Here is a 12,654-nt window from a genome sequence, read left to right as displayed (position 1 = left end):
AAATCTTCAGGGGGAACGAAGATGTTGATCGGAGCGGTCGAAGCAGGGGGAACGAAGTTCGTATGCGGTGTCGGCAATGAAAAAGGCGAGGTGCTCGACCGGATCAGCTTTCCGACGGAGCAGCCGGAGAAGACGCTGGCTCAAGTCGTAGAGTATTTCAAGGATAAGCAAACGCAGGCGATCGGAGTTGGCTCCTTCGGACCGATCGATATCGACCGTTCGAGCCCGCGGTACGGTTATGTTACGACGACGCCTAAGCCGGGATGGGCGAACTATCCGGTATTGTCGACCTTGAAGTCGGCCCTAGGCGTACCGATGGGTTGGGATACGGATGTCAACGCCGCGGCGCTCGGGGAAGCGACATGGGGAGCGGCTGCCGGTTTGGATAGCTGCTTGTACTATACGTTCGGCACCGGAGTAGGCGTCGGCGTATTCGCCGAAGGTCACATGGTGCACGGCCTCGTGCATCCGGAAGGCGGCCACGTGCTGACTCGCCGTCATCCGGACGATACGTACGCGGGCAAATGTCCGTACCATGGCGATTGCCTCGAGGGGATGGCCGCCGGTCCGGCGATCGAAGCGCGATGGGGCGTGAAGGGGAGCGAGCTCGGCCCCGACCATCCGGCTTGGGAGATGGAAGCCTTCTACATCGGACAGGCGCTCGCGAGCGCGATCCTGCTCCTGTCGCCGAAGAAGATTATCCTCGGCGGAGGCGTCATGCACCAAGCGCAGCTATTCCCGCTCATCCGCGAGCAGGTTCGCCGCAACCTGAAGGGCTATGTAGCTTCCCCTGCCATCGAATCCGCGGGCATCGACGGCTACATCGTTCCGCCCGGCCTCGGCGACAATGCCGGTCTGTGCGGCTCGCTTGCGCTTGGGCTTAGAGCTTATCGCGATGCATTGTAAGTCGTGCGATCATTCATAGCAACATAGTCAGAGCCGACCCTTAAGGGTCGGCTCTCTTTCTCTTTGTTTTCTCTTATTTATACGATAGAACCCTCACATTTGACGGATAGTATTGAACTTGTAACAAACGCCTATAAAAAAAGGAGCTGGATGGAATGACCAGGTTGAAAAACGTATTAATCGCGCTCGTAGTAACGGCATTGCTCGTCGCGGGGGCGGGAAGCGCGTTCGCTGCAACGACGAAGGACGCCAAAGCGACGACCCAAGCAACGACGAAGAAAGCGGACGACAAAGCCGCGACAGACAAGAAAGCCGCGACAGACAAGAAACCGGCTGCGAAGCCAACGAAGAAGCCTGCCGTTCATAAGAAACACAAAAAACACAAAAAACATAAAGCAACGAAACCCGTAGCCAAACCGGCGGCCAAATCGGACGATAAGAAAGCAACGACCAAGTAAGCCGGCAAAACATAAGCAAGACAGAGAGAGGCGGGAAGCTATCATTCCCGTCTTTCTTTTTTCCTTGGCGGGTAGTAGTCTTAGAGGAAATAAGCTATACAAGCACATTAAGCGTGATTGGGGGGCGGGATATGTCGCGTATTTTCGTCGTGGACGACGATCATAATATTCGCCAGTTAATCTCGGAATATTTGAAGAAGGACGGCCATGAGGTTCTGGATTTCGCAAGCGGGGACGGGCTTGTCGATAAGGTCCGGGAGGAAGACCCGGATTGCCTCATTTTAGATATTATGATGCCCGGGATCAACGGCCTGCAGCTGCTCACTCTCATCCGAAGCTTCAGCGAGATGCCGATCGTGATGGTGTCGGCGAGAGGAGAGGAAATGGACCGCATTCTGGGGCTTGAGCTCGGTTGCAACGATTTTCTCGGCAAGCCGTTCCATCCTCGGGAACTGGTTGGCCGGGTGAAAGCGATGATCCGGCTTGTCGAAGCGCACAAGAACGCGCGGCCCGAGGCTTTGCAACCGTCGATCCGGATCGGCAATTTGTCCATCTCGCCGGAATACCGCAAAGCGGTCGTCGATCACGGGCCTGAGCTCTCGCTCACTTTCCGAGAGTTCGAGTTGTTGCTTCATTTCGCGAGAAATCCGAATCGGCCTTACAGCAGGGAGCAGTTAATCCGGCAAGTGTGGGATTACGATTTTCTGGGGGACGAGCGCGTCGTCGACGAGCTGGTGAAGCGGCTCCGCAAAAAAATACAGGAGCGCGGGGTGGGCTTCAGCATCGATACGGTATGGGGCTACGGCTATAAAGCCGCGGCAGATCCGCGATGAGGTCGCTGCGAGCCCGGATTTTGCTGTCCATGGCGCTGGTCATGCTGTTCACGGTTATCGTCACGTTCGGGTTTTGCTCCAGCATTGTCTACCGGATGCTCGTTGACCAAGCCAAAAACCAGTTGCTTCTTCAACTGGATAACGCGGTCGGCATACTCGACGGCGGCAGTCCCGACGACTTGGAGCCGAGCGATTTGCCGTTGCGGTTCAAGAACCATCAGTTCAACGCCGAATTCTATATCGTCGATGCTTCCGGCAAAGTCGTCGCGGCGAGCCACGACAGACTCGTCGATCGTCCGCCCCCGATCCGGCTGAAGACGGAGAACGGTACGGCGACGCTGCACGGTTATAAAGTCAGGTACGTATCCCAGACGATGGAAGGCTATACGGTCGTGCTTTACGCGCCGGAGAGGCTCTTGAAACGCATGTTCCGCGAAGCGCTTCGCATCGTGTTCGCGTCGATTGCCGTGAGCGGCTTGATTTTGTATGTGATCGGATTTCTTTTTATTTGGCGAATTACGAGGCCGATCGCGAAACTGAAGGAAGCCGTCAACCGATACGACCCTAAACGGGGCGTCTTGCCGGTCTCGAAGGTCGGCGCGACGGAAATCGACGATCTGATGCATACGCTCCAATCGATGTCCGGGCGCATTCGCAATCATCACGAGAACCAGATCGAATTTTTGCAGCATGTTTCGCACGAGCTTCGTACCCCGTTAATGTCGATTCAAGGCTACGCGAACGCCATCAGGGACCAGGTCGTGACCCAGGATAAGGGACTTGCGATCATTACGGAGGAGTCGTACCGACTCGTTCGGATGGTCGATCGGCTTTTGGAGCTCACGAGGCTTGAAAGCCCGGATTTGCCGCAGGAGGATCAGACGGTCGATCTGAACGAAATGGCGGCGCAGACGAACGATTTACTGGCGGCGAGCGCGGCGGAACGAGGCGTCGCGATCTTATGGAACAACGAGAAAACGCTCGTTACCGTTCCCGCCGAGCAACTGTTTCAATTGCTCATCAATCTCGTGCAGAACGGAATACGCTATGCGAAGACGGAAGTTCGCATTCGTTACGGATACGATCGCGAGGGATGGTTTCTCTCGGTAGAGGACGACGGCGAGGGGGTTCCCGAACAATTGCGGGACCGGATCTTCGAACGTTACTTCAAAGGAGAGGGCGGACAAACCGGATTGGGGTTATCCATTTGCCGGCGAATCGCGGAAAGCATGCAAGCCGAACTCAAGTACGAACCCGCGGAATCGGGCGGGGCGAAATTCATTTTGGTCAAGGCTTACAGGGGTCTTTATTAGGTCTAACCTTTGTACGGATCGGCCGGCATGCCCCGAATTCCGAGCTCTATGCAGAAGAGTCCTCCCGCCCATGCCCGCGAAATGCTCTTCACGACCGATTTGCCGCAGGAACGAATCGCGGAATATTGCGTGTTTGCCGATATTCATCATTTCTCGAATGCTTTCAGAAGCAAATCGAGAATGACCCTGGGGCAATATCGATTGTCAGTTTCCAGCGAGAAAAACAGCAGTCTTGCAAATGTAGGAAATAAGGTGTGAGGTACGTTAAACAGGTGCATTTCGGGCTCATTGCGAGCGAATCAAGTAATCCCCTTCTCTTCCGAGAATGGGACTTTTTTACGTTCATGTTCAATCACAGACCATCCAATAGCAGATCACTTTTCGCGCGCCAGACTGCATTAAGTATAGTGGGATGACCGGGAATAATTGTTTTTGCGAGACAACCTGCAGAAAGTGCATGTGATTCTGCCGAAATTGGCGGAGAGGAGCAAATATCGTCTAAACAAATGTAGTAAATGCAGGTTGAGAACTAATATTGTAGGAATGACGAGTATTCCACTGTAGTGAATACAGGTTGCATCCATCATTCTTGGTATGTAAGCCGAAAAAGGAATGGCCTTTTAACTTAGCATCGTTTTTCGGCGAAATATGGGAATGTTATTGACATCTTCGTGCTTTTTACATAATACTATATATGAGCATATATTCATATATAAAAGCGAGGGTAAGCGATATGACCGATAAACATGAGCCTAGCAACAAAAAATATAACGAAGTATCCGAACGCGTCCATTCCCAACATAGCCCTGACCATGCAGAATGCGGACACAGCGACGCCCGCCATTCCCATTCCCCTCACACCCACCACGGCCACGGCCATCATCACCATGGCCACGGCGGTCACCACCATCACGATGGCGCGCGCGAAGGCAACAAACGCGGCTTGATGATCGCTCTCGCCATTACCGCTTGCATCATGGTGCTGGAGTTCGTCGGCGGACTCGTCACGAACAGCTTGGCGCTGTTATCCGACGCCGGCCACATGCTGAGCGACGCGAGCTCGCTTGTGCTCAGCCTCGTCGCCATCTGGTTCGCGGCCAAGCCGGCCTCTCCCCGCAAAACCTACGGCTTCCACCGCTTCGAGATTCTCGCCGCGCTCTTTAACGGCGTAACGCTGTTCGTCGTCGCTGGCTTCATCCTATGGGAGGCCATACGCAGATTCGCCGCCCCGCCTGAAGTGTCGAGCCTCTCGATGATCCTGATCGCATCCGTCGGGTTAATCGCGAACTTGTTAAGCGCACTTGCTTTGCTCAAGCAAGGCGACGTCAAAAACAACATCAATCTGCGCAGCGCCTACCTTCACGTGCTCGGCGATGCTCTTGGTTCCGTAGGAGCGGTAGGGGCGGGAATTATCATGTTGGCTACGGACTGGTACTTGGCGGATCCGATTATCAGCGTGCTCGTATCGGTCCTTATTTTGCGCAGCGCATGGGGAGTCGTCGTTCATACGGTTCACGTTCTGATGGAGGGGACACCGCCCAACATCGACCAAGGGGAAGTCCACGCGGCGCTAGCCGATATTTCGGATGTCGTCGACGTTCACGATCTGCACATCTGGACGATCACGTCGGGGCTGGATTCTATGAGCTGCCATCTGCTCGTCAAGGACGAGGCCGACCCGCAACATGTGCTTCAGCAAGCCATACGAATGTTGGAAGAGAAATTTCAGATTCAGCATGCTACCATTCAGATCGAGACTTCCGGCATCCGGCATTCCGATCTGAAAGTATAGCGGGTTGCTAACATTAACGATTTCTAACTATTTTCTAAGAAAGCCATAAATAAGCGATAGCCAAAGCTTCCGCGTTCTCCTTGGAAAAGTTTCGGAAAAAACGGATGTGTTATAGTAAATCCCGTCAGCAAGATTCGATAACAACCAGAGCAGCCGGGAGGAACTACCGACTATGAAAAAGAAATTAACGATGAAAATCGTACTAGCTTGTAGCATCATCGCGACGGGATTGTTCGGATCGATGGCCGGACCGGCGCCGAAGGCAAGCGCGGCCACTCAGGAATCGCTGAATCTTATCTCTCTCGGCAAGGAACATATCGGCACGCCATACCGTTTCGGAGCGCCGGCAGGCATTACATATGCTTTCGACTGCTCATCATACGTCCAATACGTATTTAGTCAAATGGGAATCGATCTTCCTCGGACATCGATCTCGCAAGCCTATACCGGCGAGAAAGTGGATAAAGCCTATCTCAGCGTCGGAGATCTCGTTTTCTTCAGAACCGTAGGCGGTAGCATCAGCCACGTGGCGATCTACGCGGGAAGCGGCATGATCCTTCACGCGAGCAGCAGCCAAGGAGTCACCTTGGCGAACATGAATTCGAGCTATTGGAAAAATGCTTACGTATGGGCTCGACGCGTTCTATAGGAAAAGAAATAAACGGTCGGTCAAGGGAGCTATCCTTGACCGACCGTTTTTTTGTTGCTTTACTTCTTATCGAAAGCGGCAGTGAATGCTTTCTCCAGATCGCTCGCGCTCTCCGAAATCAGGAACAGCACGTAGTTGCCTTTGACGACGATTTTATAGTTTTTGGCATTCTCGTATTGATCGGGTAAATAGGTTTCGAATTGCTTCTGCACGGCTTCCGCCCGTTTCACGATGCCTTTCTTGACGGTATCGATTTTCTTGGCGTCTTTGACCTTAAAGATCGCGATCTCGTTCGTCTTGACGTTCATGAGCGGCATGCGGACGGTGTATTCGGATAGAAGAGACGTATCGATTCCGTAAGATTCTTTGAATTGATCCGCGCCCATCTCCATCAGTTTGGGTTGTTCCACGGCCTTGAGCATGCTTTCGACGATGTCGTTCGCGGCAGGCTCGGGCGATTTGCTCGGCGTCGGTTCGGCCGGCTTTTTGCTAGGAGCAGGGGTTTTGCTCGGGGCAGGAGTTTTGCTTGGTGCGGGCGTCTTGCTCGGCGCAGGCGACTTGCTTGGTTCCGGCGACTTGCTTGGGCTGGCGCTGGCATCCGCGCTAGGGCTCGCATCCGCGCTCGGGCTAGCTTCGGGGCTAGCGCTTGCCTCATCGCTAGGGCTGGCGCTAGGGCTTGATTCCGCGCTTTGGCTCGCGGAGCTCGATGCCGACGGAGAAGGCGGTGTCGCATTATTATTATTGTTGTTGTTGTTGCTGCCGCATGCGCTTAGCACGCTTCCCATGATGATCGTCGTTAATAGAAGTACGATGGCGCGTTTTTTCATTGTGATGTTCTCCTCGTTGTCGGGTTGATTTTTAATTGCTTAGCTTCGTGATTTCGCCGTTGCCGACGAAGGTAGCGGTGTTGAACAGCAACAACGCTTCCTTGATTCCGTTTTCCTTCATGTAGTCCCCGATGCTGCCGTTGTAATACCGCACGTCGATGACGTGGATCTCCTTCACGTGCTGCGTCAGGAAAGGGATAAAGCTGTGGGCGTAGGAATCTTTGACGATGAGAAGCTTGTCCAGATCCGCGTGAGCGAGATCGCTTTTCAAAGTCATCAGAGCATGCACTCCGCCCAGGAAATAAGAATACTGGTCTTTCTTTTGCAGGAAACTGTCGTCGTAAAGGCCGTCTAGCTTCGAATCCGTATCCGCGACGTACGCTTCGGTATGTACGGCGTTCTTCGGAACGAAGGATTGAATCGTGTCCGGCTTCACGCCGCTGAATTGACCGCGGGTATGGTAGCTGCCCAAGAAAGTGTCGCTCACGTCGGTAATCGCGAAATCGTTCTCTCCGAGCGGCTTCCATCCCATTTTCTCCGCATAAGCGACGTAAGCGTAATAAGCGCCGCGCGTCGTCCAGTGATGGTCGGTACGATAGTAGATCGATTCCGAGGCGTGCGGGCGCAAAATATCGAAACCGTCCATGAACGTTAGATTACCGGCTTGCGTACGATCGGCGACGAAGTCGTTTACGTCCGATTCGGGGTAGAAGGGAGCCTTCCACGGTAACCTCTCCGGATACATCCCGATGGAGGTGGGAACGAGCATGAACGTCATATTGGCGTCCGGATGCTTCTGCGCGAAATTGTTGACGGCATCGGCATAATGCTCCACCGCTAAGTAATCGGGCTCGGCGAACTTCTCGAATAAGTAACCGTCCTTGCCGTTGTATATGCCGTTGTTCTCCTGTTGAAGCCGAAGCTGCTCCATGAAGGACTTCGACCAGATCCAATCCGCGCGATAAGGAAAGTGATCCGTGACGTAGCTCTCCGTCTCGTTCGCGAAATTTTTGGAGATCAGATCGTCCCAAGTGAAATGCGGGGCGGATTGCAGATAACGGTTTTCCAGTTCGGAGAATTTCCCGGCCGGCAGCAGGAAGAACGTCAGCGACAAGAGGAACAGCGTCGCTACGAACCCTCCGGCGAGCAGACGATCCGCTGTTTGTTTCACAATGTCCGTACCTCCTTCGCCGTCAGAAACGGAAATACAAGAATGGGTTAAACGTCGCGTCGACCAGATAAGACACCGAAATAAAGAACAGAACGGCGCACCAAGCGAGATTGAGCAGCCCGCGCATGCTACCGGATTCTCCTTCCGCGGAACGACGTCGAGTCCAAGCTATGGATGCGGTAACGAGCAGGACGAGCAGAATCACGTTCGTGTATCCGTAATACAACGATTGGTCATCCCATAGGGGCCGGCCGTTCAGCCCGAACATCGCTTTCAAGTAACCGCCGACGCGAGGAAGCTCGTCGAAGGCGAATAATACCCAGCCGATCAGGATGAGCACGGAGGCGTAGACGTGCCTGACCCAACGCGGCGCTTTCGCCAGCAGACGGAGACCCGTCCATTTCTCGAAGATGAGAATAACGCCGAAGTACAAGCCCCACAGCATGAAATTCCAGCTCGCGCCGTGCCAGATGCCCGTTAGGATCCAGACGATCAAGATGTTGCGGAGCTGCTTGCCGAACCCCTTGCGGTTTCCGCCGAGAGGGATGTACACGTAATCCCGGAACCAGCTGCCGAGCGAAATATGCCATCTTCGCCAGAAATCGGTAATGCTCTGGGCCGTATACGGCTTGTTGAAGTTTTCGTTAAACCGGAAGCCGAACATGAGCCCGAGCCCGATCGCCATATCCGAGTAACCGCTGAAATCGAAATAGATCTGGAAGGCGAAAGCGACGATCCCTAGCCATGCCGTCAACACGGAAAGGGTTCCGGCATCGGTGCCCGATATCGAATGCCAGAGCAATCCGATATTGTTCGCGAGCAGCACCTTCTTGGCTAAACCGATAATGAACCTGCGCACGCCTTCCGCGAACATCTCCAGCGTGACTTTACGGTTGCGAAGCTGTTCCGCGAGCGTGTTGTATTGCACGATCGGGCCGGCGACCAGCTGCGGAAAGAGGGCGACGAACGCGCCAAAGTCGATCCAATTGCGCTGCGCCTTCGCCGTTCCCCGGTATACGTCGATAATGTAAGACATCGATTGGAACGTATAGAACGAGATGCCGATCGGCAGTGCGAGTTCCGTCAACGGAATGCTCGTTCCGAGCAGATCGTTCACGTTGACGATCAGGAAATCCGCGTACTTGAAGTAAGACAGCAATCCCAGGTTGACAATGACGGACGAGACGACGATCCACCTTCGGCTTGTTTGACCGAAGCGAGGGTTGCTTAGCATTAACCCGAAACTAAAATCCGTTACCGTGGAAATCAGCATGATGACGATATAGACCGGTTCGCCCCACGCGTAGAACGCGAGACTCGTCAGGAAGAGAACGAGATTTTTCAGCCTGCGGGGCGAAAGCCAGTACAGCAGCAATACGGCCGGCAGGAATAGGAAAAGAAAAAGCAGGCTGCTGAATACCATGGCCGATTATTGCGCTTCGAAGAATGCGTCGTAAGCTTTGACGATATCGTCCGCTCTCTCCGAAATAACGAACAATACGTAGTTGCCTTTGACCACGAGCTTGTAATTTTTGGCGTTCTCGTACTGGTCGGGCAAGTAAGTCTCGAATTGCTTCTGGACGTCGGCAGCTCGCTGCTTAATTGCCGTTTCGATAACAGGGATATCCTTCGCGTCTTTCGCTTTCAGGATTGCGATCTCGTTCGTCTTCACGTTCATAAGGGGAACGCGAATCGTATGTTGCTCCAACAGGGCGGGATCCAAGTGATACAGCTTCTGAATCATTTCGTCTTCCAATTCCATCAACATGGGCTGTTCGATTTGCTTGAGGATTTGATCGGCCATTTCCTTGGGGGCAACCTTGGCTTCGATGGAAGATTGTTTCGTATTGTTAGAGCAAGCGCTAAGCGCTAGACTCAACATGACGGTTAGCAATATTAAAACAGTTCCCTTTTTCATCTTGTCGCACTCTCCTTGAAGTTGTGTAGTCGTCTGACGAATTCGACAAGGGTACTGACGCAAGAAAGGACGATAAGGTTACAGCTAACGTTCGATTCCCAGATATTGTCGCTAGATTGCAGAGAAAGATTTCTTTAATTCGATTTTATAGGAAATTAATGTATGGCGACTCGATAGACGGGCGAAATTAGATTATAATTTAGTTAGCGTTCGCGATTTGAAACTTTTTGGCGAATTGCCCGTAAATCAGGTAGTGAACGCTCGAAATAATAGTTGGCGATACGGAAGGGAGCTCCCATTGAAATGACGATATCTCTAGTAAAAGGTCAGAAAATCGATCTTACGAAAGGCAATGCCGGGCTGAGCAACATCGTTGTAGGCCTTGGGTGGAGTCCGGTAGAGAAGAAACGCTTTTTCGGCTCCAAGAAAATAGACATTGACTGCGATGCGTCGGCTCTTCTGCTGGACGAGAACGGCAAACTTCAAGGGAAAAACCTCGTTTGCTTTCATAACCTGAAAAGTCCGGACGGGTCCGTCGTTCATTCCGGAGACAACCGCACGGGCGAAGGAGAAGGGGACGACGAGCAAATCCGCATCGACCTCGTCCGCGTTCCCTCGAACATTCACAAAATCCTGGTAGTCGTGAATATCTACGACTGCATTAACCGCAAGCAGGATTTCGGCATGATCTCGGATGCTTACATCCGCGTGCTGAACCAGACGAACGAGCAAGAGCTGGTTCGTTTCAACTTGACGGAAAACTATTCCGGCAAGACGGCGCTGATCGTCGGTGAAATTTACCGTTACAACGGCGAGTGGAAGTTCAACGCTATCGGCGAGGGAACGAACGCCGCCCACGTGGATTTACTGGCTCGCACCTATCAATAATAGTTAAGAGATTGATTGATAACCTATAAACGAAAAGAGGATTCCACAATGTCGATCAGCTTATCCAAAGGCCAGAAAATCGATTTGACGAAAACGAACCCGGGACTTACGAAAGTGCTAATCGGACTCGGTTGGGACACGAACAAATACGACGGAGGCAAAGCTTTTGACCTCGACGCGTCCGCATTCTGCCTGAATGCATCCGGCAAAGCAGGCTCCGAGAAAGACTTTATTTTCTACAACAATTTGAAAAACACGAACGGGTCGATTGAGCATACGGGCGACAATCTGACGGGCGAAGGCGACGGAGACGACGAGCAATTGAAAGTAAACCTGGCTAACGTGCCTGCCGAAGTAGAAAAGATCGCCTTCTGCATCACGATTCACGAAGCTGCCGAAAGAGCGCAAAATTTCGGACAAGTGTCGAACGCGTTCGTACGTATCGTAAGCGAGGACTCCGGCGCCGAGTTAATCCGTTACGACCTCGGGGAAGACTTCTCCGTCGAAACGGCGCTTGTCGTCGGCGAATTGTACCGTAACGGCGGCGAATGGAAATTCAACGCGATCGGCAGCGGCTATCGCGACGGACTCGCCGGGTTGTGCAAAGATTACGGATTGATGTAAGGCATTGAAGTCCTGACTAGGAAGGGACCGCTTTTTTGTCACATTGCGGTTCCCTTTTTTTAATTGCGAAGGAGGCCCCGAGCGTGGCGGTTAACTTGTCCAAAGGCCAGAAAGTAGATCTGACCAAATCCAATCCAGGACTCTCCAAAGTCAAAGTAGGCTTAGGTTGGGACACGAATAAATACGACGGAGGAAGCTCGTTCGACCTCGACGCGTCCGCGTTCTGCCTGAACGCGAGCGGTAAAGTGAACTCCGAACGGGATTTCATATTTTACAACAACAGAAGCAGCGTTAACGGAGCGATTCAGACCTCCGGTGATAACCAAACCGGAGAAGGCGAGGGAGACGACGAGACGTTAACGATCGATCTAAGTCTGATTCCCGCCGACATTCAGAAAGTCGCCTTCTGCATCACGATTCACGACGCGGCATCCCGCAACCAGAACTTCGGGCAAGTCGCCAACGCGTTCGCGCGGGTTCTATCGGACTCCGGCGCGGAGTTGATTCGTTACGACTTGGGCGAAGATTTCTCTATCGAGACGGCCGTAGTCGTGGCGGAGCTGTACCGCTATAACGGAGAATGGAAATTCAGCGCGGTAGGAAGCGGATATCGGGACGGTCTTGCGGGCTTATGCCGCGATTACGGCGTTCAAGTATAAGGAGGAACAACTCATGACGATTAGTTTATCCAAAGGCCAAAGAATCGATCTTACCAAGACGAATCCGTCGCTTAAGAACGCGATTATCGGACTCGGCTGGGATACGAACAAATACTCCGGAGGCCAGGAATTCGATTTGGACGCGTCCGCGTTCTTGCTTCGCGAGAACGGCAAAGCCAGCGGCATCGAGGACTTCGTATTCTACAATAATCTGACCGTCTACGGCGGCGCGGTCGTTCACACTGGAGACAATCGCGACGGGGAAGGCGACGGGGACGACGAACAGATCAAGCTGGATTTCTCGAAAATTCCAGAGAGCATCCATCGCATTGGAATTACGGTAACGATTCACGACGCCGACGCGCGCCAACAAAATTTCGGTCAAGTGGCTAACGCGTTCGTTCGCCTGGTGGACGAGCATACGGGCTTCGAAATTCTCCGTTACGACCTGGGCGAGGATTTCTCCGTCGAGACGGCGATCGTCGTCTGCGAATTGTATCGCAATGGCGGCGAGTGGAAGTTCCAAGCCGTAGGTTCGGGCTTCTCCGGAGGGCTGTCGGCGCTAGCGAGAAATTACGGGCTTGATGCCAAGTAACCGAACTACGGAGGCTGTCGA

At 53.0% G+C, this 12,654-nt stretch carries 15 protein-coding genes; 11 read left to right on the top strand and 4 right to left on the bottom strand.

Features of this window, described 5'->3' with window-relative positions; genetic code table 11:
- Positions 1–21: 21 nt before the first annotated feature.
- From D7Z26_RS20995 to D7Z26_RS20965, 6 genes are all read left to right on the top strand, one after another.
- Positions 22–906 carry an ROK family protein gene (locus D7Z26_RS20995; protein WP_120978991.1) on the top strand — a complete coding sequence of 295 codons (885 nt, stop codon included), beginning with the start codon at positions 22–24 and terminating at the stop codon, positions 904–906.
- A 155-nt stretch (positions 907–1,061) separates the two neighbouring features.
- The gene (locus D7Z26_RS20990) at positions 1,062–1,364 is read left to right on the top strand and encodes a hypothetical protein (RefSeq protein WP_199731752.1); all 303 of its coding nucleotides are present in this window, start codon (positions 1,062–1,064) and stop codon (positions 1,362–1,364) included.
- A 131-nt stretch (positions 1,365–1,495) separates the two neighbouring features.
- Positions 1,496–2,197, top strand: a complete 702-nt coding sequence (locus D7Z26_RS20985; protein ID WP_120978990.1) for a response regulator transcription factor — start codon at positions 1,496–1,498, stop codon at positions 2,195–2,197.
- Positions 2,194–3,510: a sensor histidine kinase gene (locus D7Z26_RS20980; protein WP_120978989.1), complete on the top strand. Its 1,317-nt coding sequence runs from the start codon at positions 2,194–2,196 to the stop codon at positions 3,508–3,510. The genes D7Z26_RS20985 and D7Z26_RS20980 overlap by 4 nt, the downstream gene beginning before the upstream one ends.
- A 733-nt stretch (positions 3,511–4,243) precedes the next feature.
- Positions 4,244–5,302 (top strand): cation diffusion facilitator family transporter, encoded by a 1,059-nt coding sequence (locus D7Z26_RS20970; protein ID WP_120978987.1) that lies wholly within the window; start codon positions 4,244–4,246, stop codon positions 5,300–5,302.
- Between the two features lie 172 nt (positions 5,303–5,474).
- On the top strand, positions 5,475–5,951 hold the full coding sequence (locus tag D7Z26_RS20965; protein WP_120978986.1) for a C40 family peptidase: 477 nt from the start codon (positions 5,475–5,477) through the stop codon (positions 5,949–5,951).
- 59 nt (positions 5,952–6,010) lie between these two features.
- Here the strand turns inward: D7Z26_RS20965 and D7Z26_RS20960 are convergent, their stop codons facing one another.
- Positions 6,011–6,361: a DUF4358 domain-containing protein gene (locus D7Z26_RS20960; RefSeq protein ID WP_158602387.1), complete on the bottom strand. Its 351-nt coding sequence runs from the start codon at positions 6,359–6,361 to the stop codon at positions 6,011–6,013.
- 4 nt (positions 6,362–6,365) lie between these two features.
- On the opposite strand from D7Z26_RS20960, the gene D7Z26_RS20955 reads away from it, so the two are divergent.
- Positions 6,366–6,806 (top strand): hypothetical protein, encoded by a 441-nt coding sequence (locus tag D7Z26_RS20955; RefSeq protein WP_147423881.1) that lies wholly within the window; start codon positions 6,366–6,368, stop codon positions 6,804–6,806.
- A 3-nt stretch (positions 6,807–6,809) separates the two neighbouring features.
- On the opposite strand, the gene D7Z26_RS20950 is transcribed toward D7Z26_RS20955, so the two are convergent.
- From D7Z26_RS20950 to D7Z26_RS20940, 3 genes are read right to left on the bottom strand one after another with little or no spacing between them, the layout of a single operon-like run.
- A complete protein-coding gene (locus tag D7Z26_RS20950) occupies positions 6,810–7,949 on the bottom strand; it encodes a DHHW family protein (RefSeq protein WP_120978983.1) in 1,140 nt (379 codons plus the stop codon).
- A gap of 22 nt (positions 7,950–7,971) precedes the next feature.
- Positions 7,972–9,372 (bottom strand): MBOAT family O-acyltransferase, encoded by a 1,401-nt coding sequence (locus D7Z26_RS20945; protein ID WP_120978982.1) that lies wholly within the window; start codon positions 9,370–9,372, stop codon positions 7,972–7,974.
- Between the two features lie 6 nt (positions 9,373–9,378).
- The gene (locus tag D7Z26_RS20940) at positions 9,379–9,867 is read right to left on the bottom strand and encodes a DUF4358 domain-containing protein (RefSeq protein WP_120978981.1); all 489 of its coding nucleotides are present in this window, start codon (positions 9,865–9,867) and stop codon (positions 9,379–9,381) included.
- 303 nt (positions 9,868–10,170) lie between these two features.
- Here D7Z26_RS20940 and D7Z26_RS20935 point away from each other — a divergent pair, with 303 nt between their 5' ends.
- From D7Z26_RS20935 to D7Z26_RS20920, 4 genes are all read left to right on the top strand, one after another.
- A complete protein-coding gene (locus D7Z26_RS20935) occupies positions 10,171–10,755 on the top strand; it encodes a TerD family protein (protein ID WP_120978980.1) in 585 nt (194 codons plus the stop codon).
- A gap of 48 nt (positions 10,756–10,803) precedes the next feature.
- A complete protein-coding gene (locus D7Z26_RS20930; RefSeq protein ID WP_120978979.1) occupies positions 10,804–11,379 on the top strand; it encodes a TerD family protein in 576 nt (191 codons plus the stop codon).
- An 83-nt stretch (positions 11,380–11,462) separates the two neighbouring features.
- Positions 11,463–12,038: a TerD family protein gene (locus D7Z26_RS20925; protein ID WP_120978978.1), complete on the top strand. Its 576-nt coding sequence runs from the start codon at positions 11,463–11,465 to the stop codon at positions 12,036–12,038.
- Between the two features lie 13 nt (positions 12,039–12,051).
- A complete protein-coding gene (locus tag D7Z26_RS20920; protein ID WP_120978977.1) occupies positions 12,052–12,633 on the top strand; it encodes a TerD family protein in 582 nt (193 codons plus the stop codon).
- The last annotated feature ends 21 nt before the right edge of the window (positions 12,634–12,654 follow it).

The sequence above is a fragment of the Cohnella endophytica genome (genome assembly GCF_003628305.1).
Taxonomy (GTDB): Bacteria; Bacillota; Bacilli; order Paenibacillales; family Paenibacillaceae; genus Cohnella; species Cohnella endophytica.
Note: the sequence above shows the minus strand (reverse complement) of the source record. Positions and strands in the feature narration are given on the sequence as shown.

Bases quoted from the DNA above. Each gene is read 5' to 3' on its own strand.
- D7Z26_RS20940 (WP_120978981.1), bottom strand. From the start codon at position 9,867: ATGAAAAAGGGAACTGTTTTAATATTGCTAACCGTCATGTTGAGTCTA.
- D7Z26_RS20965 (WP_120978986.1), top strand. From the start codon at position 5,475: ATGAAAAAGAAATTAACGATGAAAATCGTACTAGCTTGTAGCATCATC.
- D7Z26_RS20930 (WP_120978979.1), top strand. From the start codon at position 10,804: ATGTCGATCAGCTTATCCAAAGGCCAGAAAATCGATTTGACGAAAACG.
- D7Z26_RS20970 (WP_120978987.1), top strand. From the start codon at position 4,244: ATGACCGATAAACATGAGCCTAGCAACAAAAAATATAACGAAGTATCC.
- D7Z26_RS20935 (WP_120978980.1), top strand. From the start codon at position 10,171: ATGACGATATCTCTAGTAAAAGGTCAGAAAATCGATCTTACGAAAGGC.
- D7Z26_RS20945 (WP_120978982.1), bottom strand. From the start codon at position 9,372: ATGGTATTCAGCAGCCTGCTTTTTCTTTTCCTATTCCTGCCGGCCGTA.
- D7Z26_RS20920 (WP_120978977.1), top strand. From the start codon at position 12,052: ATGACGATTAGTTTATCCAAAGGCCAAAGAATCGATCTTACCAAGACG.
- D7Z26_RS20990 (WP_199731752.1), top strand. From the start codon at position 1,062: ATGACCAGGTTGAAAAACGTATTAATCGCGCTCGTAGTAACGGCATTG.
- D7Z26_RS20980 (WP_120978989.1), top strand. From the start codon at position 2,194: ATGAGGTCGCTGCGAGCCCGGATTTTGCTGTCCATGGCGCTGGTCATG.
- D7Z26_RS20995 (WP_120978991.1), top strand. From the start codon at position 22: ATGTTGATCGGAGCGGTCGAAGCAGGGGGAACGAAGTTCGTATGCGGT.
- D7Z26_RS20985 (WP_120978990.1), top strand. From the start codon at position 1,496: ATGTCGCGTATTTTCGTCGTGGACGACGATCATAATATTCGCCAGTTA.